The sequence below is a fragment of the Sphaerisporangium sp. NPDC051017 genome (assembly GCF_040683095.1).
Lineage (GTDB): Bacteria > Actinomycetota > Actinomycetes > Streptosporangiales > Streptosporangiaceae > Sphaerisporangium.
Genome location: NZ_JBFBCI010000087.1, coordinates 1 through 25438, shown reverse-complemented (window position 1 = coordinate 25438; position 25438 = coordinate 1). Strand labels below are relative to the sequence as shown.

General features: G+C 66.6%; 9 protein-coding genes and 4 pseudogenes. 2 read left to right on the top strand and 11 right to left on the bottom strand.

The window, feature by feature from the left end:
* Positions 1-80: 80 nt before the first annotated feature.
* From AB0M95_RS37905 to AB0M95_RS37855, 11 genes and pseudogenes are all read right to left on the bottom strand, one after another.
* Positions 81-1886: a hypothetical protein gene (locus tag AB0M95_RS37905; RefSeq protein WP_363775627.1), complete on the bottom strand. Its 1806-nt coding sequence runs from the start codon at positions 1884-1886 to the stop codon at positions 81-83.
* Between the two features lie 346 nt (positions 1887-2232).
* Positions 2233-2541: a hypothetical protein gene (locus tag AB0M95_RS37900; RefSeq protein WP_363775624.1), complete on the bottom strand. Its 309-nt coding sequence runs from the start codon at positions 2539-2541 to the stop codon at positions 2233-2235.
* A 67-nt stretch (positions 2542-2608) separates the two neighbouring features.
* Positions 2609-2845: pseudogene (locus tag AB0M95_RS37895) on the bottom strand (hypothetical protein); the annotation flags it as partial.
* Between the two features lie 516 nt (positions 2846-3361).
* Positions 3362-5641, bottom strand: coding sequence for a UvrD-helicase domain-containing protein (locus AB0M95_RS37890; RefSeq protein ID WP_363775621.1), 2280 nt, complete (start codon positions 5639-5641; stop codon positions 3362-3364).
* Positions 5638-12345 carry a DEAD/DEAH box helicase gene (locus AB0M95_RS37885; protein ID WP_363775618.1) on the bottom strand — a complete coding sequence of 2236 codons (6708 nt, stop codon included), beginning with the start codon at positions 12343-12345 and terminating at the stop codon, positions 5638-5640. Before AB0M95_RS37885 ends, AB0M95_RS37890 begins: the two co-directional genes overlap by 4 nt.
* Complete coding sequence (locus AB0M95_RS37880) at positions 12342-17828, bottom strand: class I SAM-dependent DNA methyltransferase (RefSeq protein WP_363775615.1); 5487 nt, start codon at positions 17826-17828, stop codon at positions 12342-12344. The genes AB0M95_RS37885 and AB0M95_RS37880 overlap by 4 nt, the downstream gene beginning before the upstream one ends.
* Entirely contained in the window at positions 17825-20860 is a 3036-nt protein-coding gene (locus AB0M95_RS37875) for a DEAD/DEAH box helicase (RefSeq protein ID WP_363775612.1), read from the bottom strand. The genes AB0M95_RS37880 and AB0M95_RS37875 overlap by 4 nt, the downstream gene beginning before the upstream one ends.
* Positions 20861-20992: 132 nt before the next feature.
* A complete protein-coding gene (locus AB0M95_RS37870; protein ID WP_363775609.1) occupies positions 20993-22114 on the bottom strand; it encodes a serine/threonine-protein kinase in 1122 nt (373 codons plus the stop codon).
* A 187-nt stretch (positions 22115-22301) separates the two neighbouring features.
* Positions 22302-22451, bottom strand: a pseudogene (locus AB0M95_RS37865) (IS5/IS1182 family transposase); the annotation flags it as partial.
* A gap of 118 nt (positions 22452-22569) precedes the next feature.
* Positions 22570-23166 carry a hypothetical protein gene (locus AB0M95_RS37860; RefSeq protein ID WP_363775606.1) on the bottom strand — a complete coding sequence of 199 codons (597 nt, stop codon included), beginning with the start codon at positions 23164-23166 and terminating at the stop codon, positions 22570-22572.
* Positions 23167-23318: 152 nt separating this feature from the next.
* Entirely contained in the window at positions 23319-24524 is a 1206-nt protein-coding gene (locus tag AB0M95_RS37855; RefSeq protein ID WP_363775603.1) for a hypothetical protein, read from the bottom strand.
* A 196-nt stretch (positions 24525-24720) separates the two neighbouring features.
* Between AB0M95_RS37855 and AB0M95_RS37850 the strand changes: the two are divergent.
* Together AB0M95_RS37850 and AB0M95_RS37845 are read left to right on the top strand one after the other, a co-directional pair.
* Positions 24721-24858 (top strand): annotated as a pseudogene (locus AB0M95_RS37850) (IS5/IS1182 family transposase); the annotation flags it as partial.
* Positions 24859-24948: 90 nt separating this feature from the next.
* A pseudogene (locus AB0M95_RS37845) lies at positions 24949-25438 on the top strand (IS5 family transposase); the annotation flags it as partial.

Below are 25438 nucleotides of genomic sequence, written 5' to 3'. Positions count from 1 at the left end.
CCAGATCGAGACCGGTGACGAGCTCGGTGACCGGATGCTCGACCTGCAGCCGGGTGCCCTGCGCCGGCCAGGGGTGGTGGTCAGGCGGCGTCGGCGTAGATATCGGCGGCGTCGAACTCCTCGGCGAGGTCGGCTATCTCCTCCTCCATGTGGGCGGCCAGGTGGACCTCCTGTGGATCCGCTGCGGCGTCCGCGGTACCGGATGCCGACGCCGGGCCGGCGGAGGCGTCCGGCTCGGCAACGGGGCCCGGTTCGGACTCCTGCGTCCCCTGCGGTGCCTGCTCGACGGCGTCGATCGGCTGGTCATCGTGCTCCTCGTCCTGACCGGTCGCCACCAGCTCGGTACTGGTCTGGTCGGTGTCTGCTTCCTCGATGAGGTCTTCGGCGGGGTTGTCGCCGCGGTAGGGAACGCCGTTCGCGACGGCCTTCTCGATCGGGCTGGGCTCATAGCCGTGCTTGGCGCCAATCTCGGCGACGAACCGCAGCCACGCCCCGGCGTCCTCGCGGGTGCACGGGGAGTACTTGTCCTCGCGCCAGGTGTTGCGCCGCTCCCCATCACCGGTGATCTCCCGCTCGTAGGCGGTCGCGATGGGCGCGAGCGCGAGCATCCACAGACCCGGCTGGGTACTCTTGGCCACCGTCTCCGGCGCGGGGGCGCCGAAGGACTCGAACAAACGGGAGTGACGGGCGCCGCCCAGCGCGCGGCACAGCGGCTCGGGCATCGTGACGAGCTGCTCGGTCACGAACCGGGCGATCGTGGACGCCACGTTCCTGGGCAGGGCCCTGAGCATCAGGAACTCGTGCAGCCACTGCTGCCGGACCGTGCCAGCGGCGACCCACGCCTTGTTCCCTTCGACGACGATCTTGCGGTCGGCGTTCGGCTTGGCCTCCTGGGCGACGGGCGCCACGACGGCCGGTTCGGGAGGGCTGGTAGTGCCGGTCTCAGCGAACACGTGGCCGTGCTTGACCGGGTCCAGGCAGTAGTGGTTCGGGGAGGCGCTCATCCAGGAGCCGAGCGACGCGCCCCGGCCGGGGCAGTCGGCGTGGGCGTCGGCGTCCATCTGCTGGGAACCGTTCAAGAGGCGGGACAGCGGTACGGCCCCCTCTGGCCGTTCGGTGGTGACCGTGATCCCCGAATGCTCCAGTTCGGCGACCATCTTGGCGCGGCGTGCTTTGGCTTCCCGCTCGTCCAGCAGGCGCTGCACCGTGTACTTCAGCGGGCCGTACCGGCTGCGGCGGATCACCTCCATCGCCTCGGGGTCATCCTCGAACGGCTTGAGCAGCGCCAGCTCCTCCAGTGTCCACTCGTAGTCCATCCCCGCAGCGATCTCCTTGGCCATGTAGTTGAGACCGCCGGCCCGCACCCCGGCCTTCACCTCGCCCGCGGAAAGGCCCGTGGCCTTGCGGATCTCGGCTCGCGTCATCCCCGCCTGCGCCGCCGAGAACAGCGCCTGCGCCTCCTCATGCACCGTCAGGCTCGTGCGGAACCTGCTGCTGATCAGCATGTGTAGGTACTGAAGACCCTCGTCATCGGCGGTGTCGGCGGAGAAGAAGTACGGCACCGCCGACAGCCCGACCTTCAGCGCGGCGTCCAGGCGGACATTGCCATCCACCACCCGATAGCCGCCGCCTGGCTCGACGGTGATCTCCAGCGGAGTGATGATCCCCGCTGACGCGACCGACCGGCAGAAGGCCTGGTCGGCCTGCTTGTCCTCCCGGACATTTCCGGGGTGGGAGACCAGCAGCTCCACCGGGATCACGGGACGCTCGGTGTACGCCAGGTCCTCGCTTCGCCAACCCTCAGCGGCCAGGTCCCCGTTCGCCGGGACGTCCTGATCGGCGACCACGCCTTCCAGAACGTCGGGATCGGTTGCGACTTCGGTCATGTGCCCTCCACAGACTCATCGCGCCGGGCTGGCCTGGCCACCGCCTTGCTGCAGCGACCGGGGGACACAGGGATGGTCCCTGCCCGGCTCAAGGCGCCCGCGACGCACGCAGCCGGGAACGCAATCCGGCGGACCCGGCACGGCCAAGATGTTTTCCGACAGGAAAAGATCTTTGGGCGGGGCCGGGACGAGCGAAGCGAGAGCCGGTTGCGGGCACGGCAAGAGTGACGCAGCCTTGAGAGCCGGGCAGGGACCTGGGACGCACGGACGGCGTGCGCTCCACGGTGCCGAACAGAGGGCGAGAATTGCTGGTGTCGCAGCGTGCCGGGATTCCTTCGGTGAGATCTCAGTCGTCTCCGGAGACGATCACCGGTTGGCGTTTGATGATGGCGAAGACCGGGGTGGAGGGCCCGACGTAGGCGCCGGTGACGTTGTAGTCGATCCACTCGCCAGCCTCTTCTTCGTCCATGCCCCACCCCAAGAGGACCCGTAGGCAAAGAGCCAAGTCGTACAGAGCGACGACCCGCCGCGAGTTGCCGAACCAGCCCTCGGCCATACCGATCAATGCGTCCTCGAAACCGTCGGCCAGCAACGCTTCGCCGTCACTGCACTCGGCCAACCGGTCCCGGATGTCCTCAAAAGACGAGTCAGTCATGCACGCGGCCCGGCCTTCCCACGGCGGGACCGGCCGCTTCGACGACGGCCACAGCCCTGCGGGGCCATCACGAGCGGCAGCCCGCTCCTGACGTCGAAGGGCTGGCCGGCCGCCACCGAGGCCTTGAGCTGATCCTGGAAGTCCCTGGCCAGGGCCGGGACACGAAACGAGCGACCCTTCCTGTGACCGGCCACAATCCAGCAGACTCGGTGGACCGGACCTCGCGGGCCCTCGTGTCTGCCAATCCAGTCACAGATCCAGATCTTGTAGGTGATCCCATGCTGATGGCCGCGAGCGTGGGAAGTTTTGCGGTCGATGGGTGATGCGTTCATGCTGCGAACAGCTCCCTTGTTCGATGAGGGTTCACCGTCCCGGCTGGAGTGGTTGGGCTGACTCGCACCCCACCGGGACGTTCATCCAGAGGCCTACACCTCCGGATATCGCGACACGGGGGCTACGCCAGACTCGGTGATCTACCCCTGTAGACGATACAAGGGTAAATTATACTCATGTATATGCGCTGGTCAATGGTCCTCACGCATTGGCGACAGCGTGGAGTGGCGGCATCGCCGTACGGCCTTGTCTCAACCGTGAGTCGGCGCCGCGAGATCGCTTGTCGTCCGCCGCGCCCCCGCCACCAGCGGCTTCATGGCCCTGCCCCGCCGCTGGACCGTCGAGCGCACCCTCGAATGGCCCATGTTCCACCGGCGCCTGGCTTGCGACTACGAAGCCCTGCCCGCCCGAGTCGTTGTCTGGGGTGTAGACGGTTCTGCTCCAGTGCCAGCGCCGCATAGCGTGTGACCCCGGAGCTGGCACCGCTTCAGATTGGAAGGTATGGGCTGGGCTTGCCGTGCCAGCTCACGATTAGGGCGTCGCGGGCGCGGGTGGCGGCGACGAACAGTAGGGAGCGGGCCTTGCGCTGCTCGTGTTCATAGCGAAGCGGGTCTTCGGTGCGGTAGCGCTCGATCATGCCGGTGCGTGGGATGATGCCGTCGCTGGCGCCGACGATGGCGAGCCGCTGGTACTCGAGGCCCTTGAATCGGTGCATGGTACCGACGTGGATCTCGCCGTCGCCCTTGGGGCCGTCCTTGGTGAGCTCGGCGCAGGTGATGCCCGCCTTGGTCGCCAGGTAGTTCATGGTCTGGCTGACCATCTCCCGGTCGGCGACGCATACGGCGATGCGGCCGCTGGGGTCGAGGGGGGCGCCGTTGCCGTTGCTGGACAGTTCCTTGCGCCAGGTGGTCAAGGTGGTTACGAGGCCTGTGAGTTCGTCATCCCATGAGTCATAGTGGACGAAGCCGGGCTTGGGGCCGTGGAGGACGGAGCGGTATCCGGTGAGGTTGTCGGTGCCCTCGTCGAGGTCGTCGTAAGTGACCTTCGCGTTCGTACTCTTGGGCTGGACGACGCGGAGGGCTTCGGTGAGGATCTCCCTGGTCGTGCGGTAGCTGAGGGTCAGGCGCGAGGACCGGCCGCGGATGTTGACGCCGAGGGCGCCGAGGGCGACCTGGTGGTCGTAGATGCGCTGGTGGGCGTCGCCGGCGATGAACATGTCGTTGGACAGGTCAGGGTTGGCCATGGCGCGCAGCATCTTCCAATGCGCGGGGCGCAGGTCCTGGGCCTCGTCGACGACGATGTGCCGATAGCGGTAGCCGAGATGGCGCATGCCGGAGCTGTCCTCGCGGTGCTCACCGCCGTTGTTGCGGCGGTCGCGGATCTTCGCCGCGCGTTCGATCTCGAAGCGGGCGGCGCGTTCGGCGGCCTGGCCCCAGGTTTCGACGCCGAGCTTGTCGAGGCGGGCGGTGAACTGCTCGATGAGCTTCCAGATATGGTTGCGCTCGGGGCGAGTGAGTGCCCGGCCGCGGCCGGCCCGGCGAGCCTTGAAGTACTCCGAGCGGGTGGGGATCGACTGGCCGAGGATCACCTGCTCCCACTCTTCGAGGATGAATTCCGGCTCCCAGCGCCGGTCGTCGAGCTCGGCCAGCAACTGGCGCATCTCGTTCAGGGCCACGTGGTCGTAGACACGCTGCTTGGCGTGTCCGGGGGCGGTGTTCTCGCCCAGGACGCGGGCGGCGAGCTGGTCGATGTGAGCGATGTCGACGCGGGCCAGCAAGGCGGGGTCGACGAGGGAGGCGAGCCGCAGGCGCAGGTCCGTGGTGAGGTTCTTGGTGAAAGTGGTCAGCAGGATCCGCTTGTTGTCACCGGGGGGCAACTGCTCGGCAAGGTGCTTGACGCGGTGCAGGGCGACGATGGTCTTGCCGGTGCCGGGGCCGCCCGAGACGCGAGCGGGGCCGTTGTAGTGGCGGTGGACGATGCGTTCCTGGGTGGGGTGGAGGAAGACCTTCCAGGCGCGGAAGTCGCCCTCTTCGATGACATTGCGTACGGCGTCGTCGACCGTGGTCACCTTGGTGCGAGACAGGGCCGCGGCGAAGTCGTCCGGGTCCGGGCGCTGGTCGAGTGATACCGGCGCGGTGATCTCCTTGCGCACTTCCTCGATGTCCATCCCGGCGGCGAGGCCGTAGAGGACGTCCTTCGACAGCAGTGGGGCGCCTTCGAGGAGCTGGTCGAGTTCGGCGCTGGTGGTGACGGTGAGCGCCAGCCCGATCAACTGCTCGGCGACACCCAGGTCGCGTAGCTGCCCGGCGTCATACGCGGCCAGCAGCGCTGGAGCGGCGGGTTCGGGCGCGGGTACCGGTTTGGGCGGCTGCTTGTCCGGTTCCGCAGGAGTGAGGGTGATGCCGGCCCTGCGCAGGGCGCTGTCGCCGACGACGGCGAGGTCCACGAACTCGATCTCGCCGGTGACGCGGTTGACCGCGACCTGGAGCTCTTCGTAGACGTCCTTGCGGTGACGGACCGCGAGGACCAGCCAGCTCTCGGTGCCGTCGGCGCCGACGCCGGTAGGGGTGAGCAGAGCCCGGTGGTCACGGTCGATGCGGGCGGACCAGATACGGGAGTCGCCCTTGAGCTTCTTCTTCCTGAGCCCGGGCAGGTCGGGGTTGTTACGGAAGTTGTGGCAGAAATCGTAGAACTGGGCCTTGATCGAGCGGTCGAGCTTGTACAGCTCCTCTTCGGCTTTGCGGTACAGGCTGAGCCGGGCGGTCATCGGAGAGTGCCTTCTTTGGTGTCGGGGACCTTGTCGAGCAGTTCGTCGAGGTGGGCGAGCCATTCGGCCGCGGTGCGGACGATCCAGCCCTCCTCGGTGTACGCGGCGTCGCGTCGCTGCGCCTCATCGTCATCGCCGCCCTGGTGAGCGGAGACCACGGCGATTTTGACGCGGTCGGTGTGCCAGGCGAAGTCGGCCAGCCAGCGGGACGCGCCCAGCTCGTAGCCGAAGACGGGAGCGCGCTTCCCGCGATCGGCGAGCGTTTCGGCGAGGCGGATCAGGTCCGGTGCCTCGCCGGGCTCTTCGCGAAGGATCTCCAAGATGTCCTCGTCCCACGCGGCGTCGCGGAGTCCCTCGGCTACGGCGGCTTCGGCCAGTGAGCCACTCCGCGTGCTGACGGGGCGGACCGCTGCCGCGGGCACGTCGCTAAGGGAGTCCAGTTCGCCGAGCCCGCCGCACACCGCGAGGACCTCGACCTCGAAGTCCGCCGCCGTGCTGGTGGCGAGTTGGACGCCGTCGCCGCCGGACAGGGACAGGAACTGCGTGAGGTTGGTCCAGTACAGCCAGGAACGCCAGCGCTCCTTGTGCTCGTCGGTGTCCAACACGGCGTCGGCGTCGTCGAGGATCGTCAATGCGGTCCACTTCAAGGCCTCGGGATCGGCGGCGTCGAGGACGAACACGATCGGCAGTCCGGTGGTGTCCCGCGTCCGGAATACGTGGACGGGCCCGATCTCGGCCGCGTCCGGCGCGACCGGTTTGTCGCTGCGTCTGACGGGGGAGACGGTGGCCAATTCGCCGCGCAGGGCCGCGACGAGTTCGCTGCGGCGTCCGGTAGCGGTGACCGGAACCGTGCCCGGCTGGGCCCCGAGTCCGGTGACCAGGGCGGACGCCAGGCGGGTCCAGCGGCCTGGATCCGGGTCGCGCAGGTAGGCGATCAGAGTGTCGATCGGGTTGGCGACGACGGCCTGGGCGAAGTGGGCGCGCTGCCCGCCGTATTGCTCGTAGGCCGCCTTGGCCTGCTCCTGCGCACTGCCACCGTACGGTGGCCAGACCGGCTTGGTATGGGTGGGGCGCTTCTCGAACAGGTCGATGTCGGCCCAGGTGACCTGGAAGACGATCTCTCCGTCGGCGCGCAGGCGGGTGCGCTTGGCCGCATCGGCGGCGACCCGGTTGTGCTCGCTGCTGGCGTGGAAGCGGAAACCTTCGAGGTAGACCCTGACCTTCTGTACCGGGCCGTCGACCCGGGTGAAGGAGAAGTCGGCCACGGTGCCGTGGAGCTGCTGCTGTGCGGTCAGCCGCCAATGCGTCACGCCGGAGCCGCTCGTGAAGCGCAGATGCCCGCTGGCGTGGCCGTCTTCGTCCAAAGAGGCGTCGTTGGTGACCTTCACATAATCACGGAGGGCAGCAAGGAAGCGGGCTTCCAGGTCGGATTCCACCTGGGCGTCCAGGCCGACCAGCCCTGTGTGCTGGATCTCGGCGGTCTCCCAGCCGTCCTCGCCGTCCTTGGTGAACAGCAGGGACTCCAGCATGGTCAGCGCGGACCGGCGCGAGACGATGTCCTGGAAGGGCTCGGGGGTGTAGCGGTGCAGGCAGCGGTGGCAGGCTCGGCGCTGCTCTTCGGCGCACGGGCAGTCCCGGAGCATCTGGTACGCCGCAGTCAGGGTGTCGCGGAAGGCGATGGGGTCGGTGAGCCGGTCCAGGTAGCCGGTGCCGCCGGGTAGCGAGTCGAACAGCACCAGGAACCAGCGGCGCTCGCCGCTCTCGTCCGGCATGGACGCCACGGTGGTGGCCAGGTGCTGCGGGTCTCCGCCGAAGTGCAGGTCCACTCCGAGCCGCAGCGCGGCCCGGAAGGAGTGCACCTTGGTGTCCACGTTCGCGGTGGCGGCCGGGATCAGCACCCGCAGAGCCTCGGTCTGCAGCTGGTGGGCGAGCAGCACAGGCTCCTCCCTGGCGTCGCTCTTCTTGCCGCGGCGCAGCGGGCACCACGGGCGATGGTGTTTGAGGCGTCCGCTGCGGGCGGCAAGGGAGTCCAGTTCGTCGGTGTCGTGGTCGAAGACCGGTCGGCCGTCCGCGCTGGCCGCTCCGCACACCGTGCACACGTAGAACGGCGTGATACGCACGTCATGTCCGGCGAAGTCGTCGCGGGCCTGGGCGTCGTAGCGGACCGGTCCGACGTTGAATCGCCGGATCATGGCGCGGCGGCAGTAGTCGACGCCGAACGTCTGGCCGGTGTGCCGCCACGAGCCGGGCTCGATGTCTTCCAGTGGGATGTCGACCGCGTCCACGACGGTGTAGAAGCGGCGGTCGCGGTCATCCTTGTCGTCGCGGATCCGGGCGTCCTCCCGCTTGTCGCGCGAGGTGACGGTGGCGGGTTCGATGACCTGGAACAGGCATGATCCGTCGTCTGCGATCTGCACGGATTTGCAGCGTGGGCACTCGGAGCGGTCCTCCTTGGCGTTCTCGGTGCGCACGTACCCGCAGCCTGGGCACACCCGCCAGGTACGCCACCCCTGCCCACCGCCGGTGGCGATTTCTAACCCGCTGATCTGATGTTTGTAGCCGTTGACGTAGAAGGTGTTGCCGGGGGCCAGCTCCTCCAGCGCGATACGCCGGGGCCGCTCGTAGGTGTAGGTGTCGGAGGTGTAGATCGTCCGGCCCGCAGGGTCCACTCCGTCCTCGCCGTACAGCGTCGCCGACAGAACGGTCGTGGAGTCGATCAGCGCGTAGTTCGGCAGCAGCCCCAGGTCGCACAGCGCGGATTGCGCCGTTGTCTCACCCAGGTTCATCAGGTGCCGCCCGACGCCGCGCCGCTCGGCGTCCAGTTCGGCCTTCTGCCGCGCCTGGTCCGGATCGGAGTCGTGCAGTTCGTCGTGGGCATCGTCGATCTCGCGCAGTCGGCCTCGCAGTGCCCGCTCGCTCCGGAACCACTCCCGCTCGGCCTCCTCGACCGCTGCCCGCAGTCCGTGCACGGCGTACTCGCGCAGGTCGGCCCGGGCCTGATCGTTGACACCGGTGGGGAACAACTCCAGGAACCCGTCCGCGAGATCCTCGCCCTGGGCGATCGCCAGTTCCACCAGGTCGGCCAGGTAACCGGATGGGCCGAACAGGCGGGGCGCCTTGTGCGGCAGCGCGCGCAGCGGAATGCCGTCCGCGCGCACCAGCCGTCCGGCGGCGGCGAGGTCCAGCAGATGGGCCAGGTACTGGCGGCGCAGGATCTCGATGGCCGAGAGGTAGCAGCCCGGCGGCACGATGGTGCCGTCGATGAGGTCCTTGGGACGTTCCAGGAAGTACAGGTCACGGCGCCTGCGGTCCGGGATCGTGAGCAGGAACGCGTTGCCTGTGTTGCGTCCGGCCCGCCCGACCTGCTGAGCATACGAAGCGGGACGGCGCGGCAGCGCGGCCAGGACCACGGCCGACAGGCTACCGATGTCGATGCCCATCTCCAGCGTCGGAGTACAGGAGAGCACGTTGGGGTCCTTGAAGCCCTCGCCCTCCTTGAAGGCCCTTTCCACCTTCTCGCGTTGCGGGCGGGTGAGCATGCCGGTGTGCTCGGCGGTGACCACCTGATAGGTGCCCGCCCCACGGTACAGGCGCCGGTAGTAGTCGCGGGTGTAGTCGCGGTCGCGGTGGTGCACGCCCAGTCCTTCGGGCCGGTCGCCGGCGACGAGGCGGCCTGTGCGGCAACGGTAGGAGGGGCAGGGCTGTTCGTGCCACTGGTCCAGCAGCGACGGGTGGACCGTCTGCTCCCAGAAGCACACCGGGCATCGCACGTATGCGTGCCGGACCTGCTCGTCGTCCAGCAGTTTGGCCTCAATGTTGCCGGGCTTGAGGCCATATGCCCGCAATGAGGTGTCGAGTGGGGTCCGTGCTGACAGCAGTCCCAGCGCGGCCAGTTCGGGTAAAATCGCGGACCAGAACTCCGGCGACAGCTCACGCGGCAGCCCCAGGCAGCGTCCGGCCCACCGCTCGTGCCAGGACAGCCGTCCGGTGGCGAAGTCGAAGTCGCTGCCGTTCTTGGGCCGGCTCAGCAGGAACACCGGGGCCGCGACCCGCTTGGGGAAGGCCCGCATGCCCGGCTCGCGCTTGCCCCAGATGTAGTAGCGGCTGGTCCCCGCCTCATCCACGTACTTGCTCAGCCACTTGTGGGCGACGGCGCCCCGGGTGCGGAGCCGTTCCAGGAAGATCCGTATGAACGCCAGATACCTCGCGTCGTCCTGGGCGATCAGCGGCACCTTCTCGCGTACGCACTCGTCGTGGATTCGCCTGACCAGCGCGACGACGGCCTCCGGATCCCCGATACGCACCTGCGCGGAGGCGGTCCGGGTCAACTCCAGGGTACGGCCGTTGCGGGAACGGAAGCCGAACTCCATCAGGGTCTCAAAGGCGAGGCGCTGCCCGATCAGCCGCCACGTCGCCATGGTGCCGCCACGCCCCTGACCGGACAGCAGCCGGTCCACCCCCTTGTAGACGTGCAGGTCCGGCGGCACCACCGCGGCGAGGGTGTCCTTGTCGGTGGTGGCCTCGACCACGTCCGCGATGAGGTCGTTGAGCGCCGTCGGCTTGTCGTGACGCAGGTGCCCGGCCAGCAGAGCCCGCAGAGAGAAGGTATAGGAGCGGTTGGCGACGAACCCGGCTCGGTGCGCGGCGTCCTGCACCGAGTCGTTGAACATCAACGTCTTGTCCTCGTGCCGCGCCTTGTCGAGCTCGCCACCCGTGAACAGTTGCGTGACGGACGCCGAGGCTATCGCGGCGGAACCGGTGCCCAGGTAGCGAATTGCGTTGCGCGCGCCACACGCCGGACACCAGTCCTCCCTGGCCGCGGTGTTCGCCACGGTGCCGCCGAAGTGGACCAGCACGAACGCCGAGTCGCGGGCCGTCAGCCGGGGCTCGTTGGTGGCCTGGTCGTAGTCGTTGCGCGGATCCGGCAGCCGCAGCCGCCTGCGCGCTCCGTCCAGCACCATGAGCAGGCCGCCCGCACCCTGGCCCGTCATAACGCCAGCAGTGCTCCGGCCGCCGGACGAGGACGGGCTCGCGCCAGAGCCTTCCCGGGCCTCACGGTCGGTCGCCGCGACCAGGTTTCGCACGCGGGCCTTGTCCTGCCCGAGCGACGCACGCCGGATCTTGAACGTGTCGAACTGCACGTCGTGGTCGTCGCTCTCCGGTGAGAACACCGCCCAGCCCGAGCGCCCGCAGTCCCTGCAGTACACGGCCGGCAGGAAGAGGTTGGCGTTCTGCGCCGACGTGGCCGTCGTCACCGGTGCCGTACGGTTACTGTCCGTCGCACTCGCATCCGCCATTCCCGCCACGTCCCAGCGGAACTCGGCCTTCGGCCAGGGCAGCACGCCGCGCAGAACCCGGGACACCGAACGGGCCCACTGATGCACCTCGACGTGAACAAGCGGTCGCGGTTCGCCCGGCGCCGACTTGGGGTCGCGTGCGTACGACAGCAGCGCCACGAACCGGGCCAGCGCCTCCGCGGCCTTCTCCGGCTGCCGGGCCACGGCCTCGGCCCAACCTGCCGCCCCCGCACGCCACATGACATCCAGCACCTCGGCGCCGGTCTTCAGCCCGCCGTCCAGCGCCTGCATCGCCGCCCGGGTGAAGAGGTGCCGCTTGAGGTTCGCCCCCAGCTTGAAGGGATCGGCGTCGCGGACTCCGGTCACCGCCTCGATGAGGTCGAGCAGCGCCTCCTCACTCGAACCGGGGTCGGGCAGTGCGAGCAACTCGTCCGGCGCCGGCAACCGTTGCATGATCACGGCGATGGTGGGGATGAACTCATCCACCGACAGCCGGTTCTCCCCGACGATCGATTCCGGGGTGAACTCCGTGCCGAAGACGTCGGTCGCCACCTCCAGAAGTCGCGCCATCCCGTCATCGTCCGTGCCGGACGCGAGCGTCGCCGACGTCGCCACCGGGCAGATGCTCCCCAGCGGGCGTCCCTTCTCCGACACCCCGACCGCGGACGCGAGCCGCCGCAGCAACATCGCCACATCGGTTCCCTGCGCGCCATCGTAGGTGTGGAACTCGTCCACCACGACGTAGCGGATGTCCGCCTCCCGCCACAGCGGGGAGTCCTCCTGGCGTTGCAGCAGCAGGTCCAGCATCTTGTAGTTGGTGATCAGGATGTCCGGCGGTGACATCTGCATGTCCGAACGCCGCGTACGCACCTTCTCGTACTGCGTCGCCGCCCGATCACCGATGTACAACCCCGCCCAGAGCCTGCCCAGCTCGCTGTTGTGCGCGAGCAGATCGTTGATGCGCTCCGCCTGGTCGGACGCGAGCGCGTTCATCGGGTACAGGAACACCGCCTTGACGCCGGTCTTCCCCGCCTGCCGTTCCCGGCGGCAGTGGTCGAGCACCGGGTAGAGGAATGATTCCGTCTTGCCCGAGCCCGTGCCCGTGGTGATGAGCGTCGGCTGCGGCGTGTGCCCGTTCGCGGACGACAGCCGCGCGAACGCCGCCGCCTGGTGTGCCCAGGGTGTGAACCCCTCACGCTGCCACTCCAGGTGCTTGCGCCACTCCTCGCCGGCGGTCGTGAAGGGCGTGTGGATGCGAAGGTACGGCCCTCGGAACATCCCCGACGTCTCGTCCCCGAGGAAACGGTGAAGAGCCTCGCGCGCGCCCTCATCGCTCAGCGCGTACGTCGTGGACAGGTACTGCAGCAGGCTCTCCTTGAGCGCCCGCGCCTGAAGCGTCGGCCTCACGGCTTCGGCACCTCCTGCTTCACCGGATCCCACTCGCCCCGGGCGATCGCCTCATCGAGCCGCTTCTGAAAGACGGCGTGCGCCTCACGCATCTCCGTCTCCCGATCCGCCTTATAGAAGGGGGCGGTGCACCCCTCGGGGACGGGCGCGTTGTTCGGGTCCTTCAAATACGCCTCGAACTGTTTCCAATGGTCCTTGGTTTGGCCGTGACCGTAGGTATAGCGGTTACCTGCGATCTTGCGCTCGTTCGCGTCGAACCAGGTGACCGACTCGAAGTCCTGGAGAACTGGGAAGCGTGCCTTGTACATGGCCACGAGAGCGTCGGCGGAGACTCCGAGCCACACGGCGACGAGTGCGTCGATCTCCACGAGGGCGGACCGGCGGGCGCGCTCAGTGCGAAGCGGAGTGCTGTACTGCCACTCGGGAGTCACGCGATGCAGCGGCTGTAGTTCCGGCCACTTACATGCCCACCTTTCCGCCTGCCAGGCAGGGTCGTATAGCTCGGTCCAGAGCGCTGCGTACGCATTCGTTAGGCAGTTGAGGCGAAGCGTCCGCAGCAAGAGGCCGGGAACGAGCAGATGATCGGGAGCCGCAGCCGGCATCACATTAGCACCCGCCACCTGCAGATCACTCCGGCCTGTTATTCGGACAAAGTAGTCCAAGGGCAGTGCAGACCAGAAACCGGCGGCGAGCACCGTTTCACGCAGCGACGCCATGGCCAAGCTGTGCACCATATGGATATGGGCGGGACCGGGCGGGATCAAGGCAGCGTAGAGCGCTCGTTCAGTGTTGGGAGCGATCTGGCGACGCCAGGCGAGTCGGTAGAACCTTGTGTATGGTTTCGTGGCCTTGGCGACGAGCGCGGAATCAATAGCATTATTCGTGATTTCTTCGCGAGGACACTCCAAACGAGTGGCGAGCTCATCGCGAGTGTCCTCAACGGCGTGAGATGATAATCGCAGCTGGCCTAGGTGCTCGTGATCGACCCAGCGCTCCTGGGCGTGCAAATATGCTTCTTCATTGGCCATCCGGACGTATTCTGTCTCAGGTATTGCATTAGCGTTCAGCTTGGTCAAGTTTAAGCCGAGAAATTCTCGGCCGTCAACGTTCTGGCTGGGCTGCTTGAACATTGGGTTGGCAACACTCAGTTGCGGCCCCTTGAGAATTACCTCGTCCCATGCCGCAGGGAGGTGGATGGCGCCGCCCTCTGCAACGTTGTAGTCGATGAGGCCAGCCTCCTTTGCTCCACTTTCATTAAATCCGCAAGCGATCTGGGGAGACAGTGAGTCGACCCGCAGCGGGTAGTCGGCCAACGCCGCGATAGCCTCAGCCTCAGCGGTGCTGACCGGCGAGAGTAGGCGGCCCTCTTCGACGGGCTGGCCCACCTCTCCCACTAGGCGCTGCCACTGCGCAAGGACCTCTGCGGTCACGCGAATGATGCGCTTTCGGTGTGGTCGCTCATCCCAGCTCTTGCCAAAACGTACACCAGGATTAGGAGCCGCACCGTCGTCCTTCGCAGAGAATCGGAGCGCGTCAACAGAAAACAGCCAAGAGAGATGATCGAAATCGATCCCGTTCTCGCTGCCATAAATGTGTATTCCGAAGTGAGTGTGGCGGCCGACCGGATGTGGAAAGAATCGATTCCCGGCATTCACGAAATCCCCGTGCACACGCAACCTCCGGTAGGCAGCCTCCCGCAGGGCTCCCTCCTTGTTGCCTGTGAAATGCGTATCCGGATGGACCATCCCGGCGGCCCCGTCCGCCGAAGCATGCCCCCACACCTGGGCCATGAACGCGCGGTACAAGTCCGGCCGGGTGCCTGCCAGGAGTGGGTACATCTGCGGCGAGCCGAACACCGCGGCCTGCACGGTCGTGTTCGTCAGCTCCCCAAGCACGTACCGCCGAGCCGCTGCAAACTCCAGAACCTCCTGGCGCCGACGCTTCTTCTCATGTGCCGGTGCCTTTTCTGTGAGCATGAACCACGGCTCGTACTCGGCGAGGACAGAGTCCTCATTCCAGTCCGGCCGCACCCATGGCGGGTTGCCCACCTGGAGGTCGAAGCCGCCACCACGGGCGAAGATCAGGGCGAACTCCAGCTCCCAGTGCAGGAAACCTTGTTCCTTCGCGATGTCGCGCGCCGTCCTGAGCCACGGAAACCGGTCCTCGGGGTTTCCGGGGTCCATTCCCATGAAGGACACGAGCAGTTGCTCAAATTCCTTCAACTTGCGGAGGCTGTCGAGGGAGTCAAGGAAGGTGCCTTCCAACAGTTCGCCCTTGCCGAGCATGGCCTCCAGGAACTCCAGCCAGTCGTCAAGGTTCTTGAGCGGGATCACCCGTCGCTGGTGCGGCGTCTGCGGCTTCGCCGCTTTCTTCGTTCCTGCCGGTCCGATTCTCTGCAATTCCACGAACGCGCCGTCATCTGCAGTCGATTCGAGATTCCAGATGGTCGTCTGTTCGGGTCCCAGCGCGAACAGCGCCGTCACTTCGACGTACCGGGGAGCAGGGGTCGGCGCCGGGGTCACCGGCGGCTCGGGTGCCTCCTCGGCGCGGGGTCGCTCCCCGGTCACGGGCAGGCCGCCGAGCACCTCAGGGAGATCCACCCCGTCGCCGGTCACGGTGCGCGCCATGTACTCGTTGTCGGTCCCGTCCAGTAGCCCGGCCTTCTCGACCGGCCAGAACCAGAGGGCGCACCAGGCGTCCATGACCGTCTTGAGCCGCCAGTAAGGCGTGTCGACGGCGTTGAACAGGTCGTCCAGGACCTGTTCCTTGGGAACCGCCTGATCGGGGTGGGTGAGGAAGGCGTACTCGGGATCCGCGGGATCGGCCTTCCATACGTCGACCCGGCGCGCGATCGCTCTCTCGGACAGTTCCATCCGCTTGACGACGGCCGACCAGAGGAACTCGACCCGCCGGGCGGCGTCCCGCAACCGCGTGAACTGGGAAGCGGCCTCCTGCTTCGGCCCCTTGGTCTTGGAGTCGATCTTAGGGCTGCCGTCCTTGTTGAGGTGCGCGGTGCTGCGCTGGGGACGCCGGAGGATGCCCCCCTTCCAGGCGGCGAGTTGTGCCACGCCTTCCCTGGCGAGCGCCTTGGCCTCCTTCGAGCCCGTGACCGCGGCCCAGCCCGGGTTCGGCAGCAGGAACTGGTGCACGGCGCCGTCGGGCAGTGGCTGCGGCTCGCCGTCCTTGAGCAAGGGAAGTGGATCAGGCGCGAGGGCGCCCTTCGCCTTGAGCCATGCCTTCTCGCTGCCCGAAACGTCGTCGCCCGCGTAGATGGCGCGGCGGGCGCCGATGAGGGAGTTGCCGCGACGCAGGTGCAGGCCAAACCACGGCGCGCGCATGCCGGGGTGCATGGTGTTGAGCCACAGCGACACCTCGGCCAGTTCGACACCGGTGGCGTTGAGGTCGACCCCGTAGGCGTTGTGAAGGGCGATGTACGCCTTGACCCGCTGCTTCTCGGTGATCGCATCGGCCGTCGGGATCGTGATGCCGAGTTCCTCCTGGCGGCGGCGCAGATACTCGTCGGCGATCTGGTTGATGGCCTCGTTGAGGAACGCGCCCGAGCCGAGCGCCGGCTCGCAGATCTTGTACTTCAGCAGCTCCGAGGCCCGCGTCCTGATCACGTTCCCGTTCTCGTCCCGCTCCTGGTCCAGGCGGTGCTTCAGGGTGAGCTCGACGGTGACCTTGGTCAGCGACTCGGGGGTGTAGTACGAAGCGGAGATCTCCCGGGCGCGGCCGGCGAGCCGATAGACGAATGAGCCTTTGTCGTACTTCTTCGGGCCGCGTAGGCCCTTGCGTGCGTCGGCCTCGCCGTAATGGACGAGGGTCGCGTCGGGGTACTGGTCCATCCTGCGCGAGGGGATGAGCCAGGAGCCCTGTTCGGGGTCGCCACCCTTGGCCACCTCGCATAACTCCTCGTCGGCGATGATGCCGGTGTAGGACATCAGCCCCTCGTAGACCGCGCCGAGCTGGTTGATGCCGAGGTTACGGTAGGAGATGAAGCCGCCGCGTTCACCGCGCTTGCCCTTCTTCATGGTGAGCAGCCGCAGCACCTCGTGCAGGGCCACGTTACGCAGGCGCAGGTCGAGCCAGCGGGGGTCGTTGTCCTCGTCACAGCGCGGATCCAGCACACCGGTGCCGATGAGGCGGATGGCGGTCGGCTCGAACAGCTCGCTACGCAGGGGCTCGAAACGCAGACCACGGTCCGCGCCGCGGCGGGCTGCCTTGGCCAGGCGGGTCTCCTCGTCGTCGCCGGGCTGGTCATCGTCGGGTTCCGTGCCGTACTCGCGGTGCCCGAAGTTGACCTTGTTGAACAGGACGTCCAGGGACTCGAAGAGGTGGAAGCCGTTCCGCGCCTCCTCCTCGATGAGTTCCTCTTCGCGCTCCACAAGCTCGCGAAGGCGGGCCATGGAGTAGCCGGCCTCGTACGACCCGTCGTCGGCGGGGAGGATGCCCAGTTCGGGACGGGCTTCCGCGTACAGCAGGAACAGGAGGCGGTAGAGGTAGCGCAACGCTTCGCGGGTGAGCTCCCGGGCGAAGGAGATTTTGGGGCTTTCGATGTCGGCCGGCGTGACATCGTTCTGTGGCTCTGCCATCCGGATCAGGACCTCGTTGGCGATGATCTCCACGGAGCGCTGCAGGCCATGGCGTAACTCACTGGAGACACCGGACGCGTTGTCGCTGGAGGACTTGAGCAGAGCGTCGATCGCCCGACTCTGGTCGTTCTCGCCGGGGCGCAGCATGTCGAGGCTGAACAGGGCAGCGATGGTGGCGAGTTCGCCCTGCTGGGCGCGGTCGTTGCGCTCCAGCGCCGCGTCGAGGTTGGCCGCGAGGTAACGGCCCTCGCTCCAGACGTGGCGGTCGGCCAGCAGGATCACACCGCCGCATAACAGCAGGACGAAACGGGGGTGGGGGCCGCCCGCTTCGCCGAGTTCGCTCTGGAAAAGCCAGGAGGTCAGAGCGGCGCCTGTCTCGTAGGATTCGCTCGCGCTGATGCGCAATGGCGACAGCAGCCGACCGGCACCGTCGACGTTGAGGGCGGCGTCATTGGCGGCGGACCAGCCGCAGTCGAGGGCGATGATGCCGTGGCCGTGGTAGGCGACGGTGAGGGTGTGGTCGCGGCCGGCGCGGTGCACAGTGAGTTCGGCCGGGGTGGTGTCGTAGCCGAGGGCGTGCAGCACCATCTGGTGCCACTCCGCGAGCCGTTTGGCCCACTCCGGGTTGTTGTGCGTGGCGAGTCGGGCTTCGTCCTCTGCGTCGGCCTGGGTGGTCTCGGCGAAGTAGGGGCGAAGATTCTCGGTCAGGTACGGGGTGCGCAGGGCGCGAAGCAGCTCGCGCGGCGTCTTGCGCGGGTCGTTCTCGTCGCTCTCGCGTGAGGCCCAGGTGGTGAATAGGCCTTTCTTTAGGTCGGTGCCGAGCTGATCGGCGAAGTAGTGCGCGGAGAAGTACTCGCCTCGGTTGCTGAAAGAGTCGAAGTCGGTGCTCATCGTGCGGTGCCTCCTTCAGCTACGGTGCGCGGTTCCAGGACGGCCAGCAGGCGCAGCATCGGCTCGCCGACCGTCTCCAGTGATTCGATCAACTTCAGGCGCCGCTCGGCTGTCCGGTCCAGTTCGGCTTCCTTGGGACGGGAACTGGCGAAGAGCGCCTCCTGCCTCCAGACGGCGACCCGTTCGCGGTAGGGGGCGAGGGTTTCCTCGATCCGCCTGCGGTACTCGACTTCGAGGGCGACGAGATGCCGCTGTGCGGCATCGATCGCGTCGGGCACGAGCGCGCTGAGGCCGGGCAGGTCTCGGGGTGTGGCGCGGCCGGGCATGTTGGGGCCGACGCCGTAGCGCTCCAGCACCTGGGCGGTCAGCCCTTCCACTACGGGATTGTCAGGGAGATGGGAGACAGCCATCCATTCGACGATGGTGGGCTTGCCCAGCGCGTTGGAGTAGATGCCCTGGACCAGGTACGTCGGGCTGTCCACGGTGGCGGCGAGCACGGGGGCCTGTTGCCGGCCGATCTCGACCAGGACCTTATCCGTGAGCCAGTCCAGGACCGGGTGGACGTCGGTGATGTACGAGACGTTCGGCCACTGGGAGGCGGTGGTCTCCCGTGCCGCCTTCAGGCGTGCGGCGGCGAGGTCCTTGGAGAAGGTGACGCGCATCCGTCCCGGCTCGGTCTTGCGCGGCATGATCTGCTGCTCGTCCAGGTACGACTTGGGAAGCGCCTTGAGCCGGTACAACAGGTCCTGCGGGGGCTCGAAGGCGATGGTGCCGTCGTCGTCGCGGCGCAGCGACAGCATGTCCTCGGGATTGGGCCGGCAGACCTGCCGCAGCGCCTCCTCGAAGTAGTCGGCCGTCGACCGGAAGAGACCGGGCACCACGGCACGAGCCACCTCAGGGTGCTCGTGGACGGCGCCGACCTGACCGAGGAACCCGGCGAGGAAGGCCGCCCCGCCCTGCTTGGACCGCTTGATGGACTCCTCGACCGTACAGCCCGCGATCAGGTCCTGAGTCAGGCGATCCTCCTCCTCCCGAGCCCGGTACAGGCCGGTGACCGCCTCGGCCGACCCCTCGATCTTGTGCGCCTCCTCCTCGCGCTTGAGAAGCTTCTCGCCCACCAGACGGTCGTCCAGAGTGCGCGGCTGCCCGGTCGTCTCGTCCGTGCGCCACGGAACCTCACTGGTGAGGATCAGCGCGCGGAACTCGGGCCGGCGTTCCTGCCCGTATCGGTCGATACGACCGTTGCGCTGTTCGATACGGATCAGCGACCACGGCAGGTCGTAGTGGATCAGTAAGTTGCACTGCTGGTGCAGGTTGACGCCCTCGGAGGCGACATCCCCGGTGAACAGGATGCGTACCGGGTCGTCACGCAGCCCGAACTTCTCGATGATCGCCTGCTGTTCCTGATCCGTGGTGGCCTCGCCGTGCATGACCTGCACGGCTCCGCCGAATCCCAGCCAGGGCTTCTTGTCGTCAGGGCTGGCAGTGCGCTTGAAGCCCAGGGCGGCGGGGACGGTCTCGGCCAGCCACTTCGAGGTAGGGATGCTCTCGGAGAACACCACTACCCGGGTGTCGGATCCGGGTCCGAGACCCATGGCGCGCAGTTCGTCCACCAGTGCCGCCCGCTTCGCCGAGTGCTGATCCTCGATCTGCTCGGCGAGGCGTCGCAGGTCCACCAGCGCGGCCCGCTCCGCTTTCCGCGCCGCTTCGCGTGCTGCGGGATCATCGATCCGCGTCTGTCGCTTCGCACCGTTCCGGGACTTGTCGGACGGCGGATTGTCGAGCGTCCCGATGCGGGTCTTGATCGTCTCCAGCAGCGCCCTGTGCGACGACAGGAACGACTTGAGCAGCCGGTAGGGAACGAGTTGGTGCCTGCTCACCGACGGCGTCGAGGGATCGGCGGGAATCCATCGCGTGGCCAGCTCCTGGAAGACCGCGAGCTCCTTGTCCGTGGCCGCGACGCGGATCGGCTGGGAGGGACCACGATCCGCCCAAGCGCCCTTGAGTGATTCCCGTACCTCGGGCGAGGTCTTCGTCCGCCGGATGTACAGATGGCCGAGGTCCTTCACCTCGTACTGGGAAGGGTTGGCGATGGCCGCCTCGTCCAGCATCCTGACCAGTTCGGCGAAGGAGGAGGCATCGCCGTTGTGGGGCGTGGCCGAGGCCAGCACGAGCGCGTCCGTCCTGCGGGCCAGGAGCCGGGCCAGTGCGTTGTTCTTCGTGCCCCGGTTGACCAGGTTATGGGATTCGTCGATGACGACGGCGTCCCAGTCGGTGTGCTCCAGGTGGTGCGCGTACACATCGCCCTTCAGCGTGTCCATGGAGATGATCACGCGCTTGAAGTACGCGAACGGGTTACGCCCCGCGGGGATGTCCTGCTGCACCCGCTGGATGCCGGTCGAGTCCAGGCGCACCAGCGGGATCCCGAACCTGGTCCACAGCTCGCGCTGGAACTGCTCCAGCACATGCTGCGGCGTCACGACCAGAATCCGCTCACCGCGTCCACGCCGGATGAGCTCCGCCAGGAGCACGCCGATCTCCAGGGTCTTGCCGAGACCCACCACGTCCGCGATCAGGATCCGCGGCTGCGGGTTCTTCATCGACAACGCCAGCTCCGCCGGCCGGAGCTGGTGGACCTGCTGGTCCATGAGGAAGTTGTCCGCCAAGGCCAGTCCGTGCTCGGTCTGCGGCAGGAACGTCTTGCGGATGATCGCCTCGAGGAAGAGCCGGGACCGGCGGTGATTCGGCGAATCGTCCGGCACCAGCGTGGTCTCACGCGGATCCAGTTCCTGAACGTCGTCCAGCCGATCGTAGAAGGTGGCCTCCAATCCGCGGACGAACGAGGAGATGCCGGTGACCTCGACCATCCACCCGTCACGAGTGGTGAGCGTGCATTTGCGCACCAGCCACAGTTCGTCACGGATCAGGACCTGGGCACCCGGCGCGTATCCGCTCTTCCCTAGCAGACCCTCCTCCGGCTTCCAGGCATCCCGCGCTGTGTCACGCCGCCCATCCGCGGTCCCAACCTCCACACCCAAGGTCGCTCCGATCCCTCACCCACGGGGCGCCCCCACGCCGCTCCACTTCAATGGCGTACGAAAGCGCTGATCCTGCGCCCTGTACTCGTCCGTTAAGCGTCCCACCAAATGCGACGAGATCGACCGTCACAGTTCGGCATCTACTGCGTACGCAGCGCGCAGCTCGTCTGCCACCCGCTTGGATGCCGGTGGCCGCTCGCCGGCAGAGCGCAGCTTCGCCTCTGGCTTCGGCGATGCGACCGGGTCCGCATGTCTGGGCCCCTCGTCGACCTCAGCCACAGCCCGATGACCATCAAGGGGTGAGTCCGGCCCCGTCCCTATGAGGTCGACCTGATCAAGCAGCTTCTCGAATGACGGGGACAACGGCTCCTTCGCCGGGTCCGGCGTATCGGCGGCAGTCGTCCGCGCGATCAACGCGAGTCGCGCATCGGCCGGTGTCAGGCCGACCGACTCCACCAAGGTCCGGCATTCCTTGGCGACGACATCGAGCACCGGCCGATCCGCCGGGGCAGGGGCGAGCATCGAAGAGATCAGCGGGTGGAGCCCGTCTGGTACGCCGGTCAGATCGGGGCCGATGTCGGGGTTCGCCACCTGTACGGCGACGGCCTCCCACGCCGCGCCGTCGTACGGGTAGTGTCCTGTCGCGGCGTATAGCAGCACCGTGCCCAATGCGTACACATCCGCCGCAGGGGTCACCTTCGGGTTCCCGCCCGCCTGCTCCGGCGGCATGCAACGCACGGATCCGATGATCATGCCGCTGTGCGACAGCGAGTCTTGCGCGGCATCCATGAACGCCCCGAGACCGAAGTCGATGATCATCGGGCCTTCCTTGCCCATGATGACGTTCTGCGGCTTGAGATCCCGGTGCAGCAGTCCGGCGGCATGCACGGCGCTCAGCCCTTCGGCGAGCAGCACCCCAAGGCTGGCGACCAGCGGCAACGGGAGGACACCGTCCTCGTTCACGCAGGCCAGGAGCGTACGCCCGGCGACGTACTCCATGGCCAGCCAGGGCCTGTCGGCGAACGGGTCGGCATCCAGGAAACGCGCCACCCTGTTGGTCCCGATCACGGTGCGCGCGATCAGCGCTTCCTTCTCAAAGCGCGCCCGCGTAAGGGGATCCAGTTTGTCGCTCCGGATCAGCTTCACCGCCACCGGGTCGCCGCCTGGCGTGTAGGCGAGGTACACCTCTCCCATCCCGCCCGAGCCCAGTTCCCCGGCCACGGTATACCGGCCGATCCGCTCAGGCATCCTTGCCATTAGCCGCTCAGCACCCCTCACAACACGCCTGTACGCCAGCCGACCAAGCATAATCGCTGGCGATTGGGGTCATTTGGGGTTTCGGTGTTTCCAGTCGTGATCGATATGAGTTCTAGTGGGCGCTCAGCGCATTGCCCAAGGAATCGGTGGGGTGGTGGTGGAAGCACAATCCCACCACCTTCACCTGCGCCAGAATCAGGAGAGCCTGTCGGCCGGGGTTGAGGCGTCGCCATCGGGAGCGCCGTTCGGCTCGGTGGGCCCGGATCGGGTCGGTCAGGCGATTGAGGGTGCGGTTGGATAGCGGAATGACGGCACGATAAGACAGCAACGAGGGCCCGGTTGGAGCATCGAATCTTGGCCGACTGCTGTCGTACCGGGAGCTTCATCTCATCCGCAACTGTCTTCCGCAAGCCCGCCGTGACCTGGGTCATCAGGATGGAAAAGTCTCACTGTTGTCCAGGCCTAGCCGCGCCTACAGTGCTCGTTGACCCCCGAGGGAGACGCATCACGCGGTTTTGGCTCGATGAGCGTCCGACCCATGCCAGGTGCCGCTCCGCGACCAAGGCCCCTTGGCGTCGGCGGCCCCTCATAACTCCAACTCGTGTCCGGCCTTCTAGGACCTGGAGGCCGTGTTCTGGTGGATCGAGCAGCATCCGGTCGATCAAGATCGGCCAGCGCTTCCAGGTCCCGTGCGTTTCCCAGCACTCAGCGACACCCATATGGATTCCGCGGTTGCGCACCCGCACCCAGTGGCCCGGGTCGGCCGCGTACTCCTCGATGCAGTCGCCGTCAGACGCTCCCGTTGGCATCACCATGAATTCCTCGACCGGAACTGCCGTGACTTCCCATCTCACGGTGGAGAGGTCGATGTTCTCGTAGTCACGGAGAAAGGCGTCGTTGTCTGCGTGGTCGTAGAGGAACTGCTCAACGACGTCAGCCGGCCACCGGAGCGAGCTAACCATGGCGCTCGTACGGAAGGCTTCGAAACCCATGGTGCTCTCGCGGCAAGACAACGCCAATCCCGCAAGGTCGGCAAGCTTCACGGTGTCCATCGTAGGGCCCAACGCGTTGGGTTCCAATATTGCTTGAAGTGCGGGTTGGTCGATCATGGGAGCCGCTTGGCTTAGCGTGCGGTGAGGGTCTCGGGCTGGTCGGGCCACAGCAGAGTGAGCTGCAGGTACTGAAGCCGATCTGGTTAGAACGGAGGATTATACGGCCCGCACGTGGCGTTGTTCCAGCCCTGCAATGCGTCTTTCAGACTGGAGAAGATGCTTGAATCGAAGGAAACCGACTCCTTGGGGCATCCCATATAACCACCCCATGCCGTGATCTCCTCATTGGAGGCGTGGTGGATGCAATGTAGGTAACGGTTGTAAGGTGGCGGATCATTGTCAATGAACCAGAAGTACGCGAACTGCTTCATCGTGCGGTCTGCGGCGGTGGCCAGCGCGCCGGTCGCGGTGTCGGAGAAGTACTTGTCAGTTGCCGCGTCGAGCAGGTTGGTGGCCTCGCGCATGAAGCTCGCCACCGTGTGCGCCAGGTAGAGAGCGGCCAGCAGGATCGCCTCATCGGAGTAAGGCTGCCGCGCTCCGACCGCGGTCCCACCGTGGTAGACGTTGCTGTTGGCCCGCAGGTTCCGGGCGGCGTCATGGGTGGGGTGCAGAAACTGGCCGAGGAACGTGTAATGCGCGTCCACCCGCAGGCTCGCCGCCTTGTCGAGCATTCCGTTCAGTTCCAGGCCTTGGATGAGCGAGTCGTAGGAGAGGTAGAACCGGTAGACGCGGGCGGCCTGCGCTTGATGCTGCCGGAGGATATTCTTCATGTCCGGCTCAGGTTCGTAATATTCGAAATAGTCGTCGCGCCGGAACCTCATCACCTCCGGGCGGAAGTTTCTGAACTCAAAGTAGTACACGGGCACGAGGATGCTTTCGCCGGAATCATCCTTGAGTCCTTCGTATACGTACATGATGTGACGTGCCGCCCTGGGGAATTTCTTGACCTCCAGACACGTCGCGGTACCGTCTTCCTGAGCGGCTTTAAGCGCTTCCTGCTCCTCTTTCAGCTTGGCCTTGAATTCGCGCTCCGAAAGCGATGAGTGGTCGGCGAGTCGGTAGTATTTGGTGCCCCGGCACATCAGCGCAAACAGCAGGTAGTTCTCCAGAAGCGACCGGTTGAGTCCGAGTGCCGCTGAGATGCGGCCTGCCTTAATGAGGGCCAGGCAGTCCTGGGTCGTTTCCATGCGAAAGTTGCAGAAGTCGAGCAGGTCGCTGTAAAAGGCGAAATGAACCTCGCCCCATTGGATCCGCTCACCCCAGGCTGCATATTCGAGCAGCATCTGCTCGATCGCACCCAGGACACGATGGATCTCTGCATCCATCCTGGCATCGGAGCCGATGCTCATCTTCTTCGCCTTTCCGGGAGCGGTTACGAAGCGCAGGGCCGACTATAAGGCTTCGCCCGCCCGGCTCTCTGCCCAATAGGATACTGACAGAGCTGCCGTTTTTCGCCACTCATTTCCGACTGCCTCAGGGCTCGACTGCACCAGAGCATGTCCATAGGTGAAGACCAACGCTGGTGGAGCGGTCACATTGACAGCCGACCTGCTTGCGGCCCTCGCCGACGACGTGCACACCGCCGTAACGAGGGCCTCTCGCCTGGCCTAGGTCATCCTCGACGGCACGCTCATCCCGATCGACCGCCTGGCCGATGAAGCGCCGTACTACTCCGGCAAGCACGACCACGCGGCGCTCTCTTGCGTACCAGGCTAAGAACTCCTAACAAAATGATCTAGGAATAAGGTTGATCACCTTGAGGTTGATCATCGCGTGAGAAAGGGCGAGCAGCCACCGTGGATCGTGTCCGACGAGTTGTGGGCACGGATCGAGCCGTTGCTGCCGGTCGTGCCACGCCGCACCGACCATCCTGGCCGCAAGCGTCTGGATGACCGGAAGGTCCTGTCCGGCATCTTGTTCGTGCTCTACACGGGCATCGCGTGGGAGTTCTTGCCCCAGGAGTTGGGCTTCGGTTCCGGCATGACCTGCCGGCGGCGCCTACGCGACTGGCATGAGGCCGGGGTCTGGCAGCGATTGCACGAGTCGTTGCTGGCGGAGTTGCACGCCGCCGGGGCACTGGACTGGTCGAAGGCGGTGGTGGACGGCTCCCACATCCGAGCGCTCAAAGGCGGCCCAAAACTGGACCGAGCCCGGTCGACCGTGCCCGGACAGGCTCCAAACACCATCTGATCACCGAAGGGCACGGCATTCCGCTGGCGGTGACGCTGACCGGCGGAAACCGTAACGACGTCACCCAGCTCAT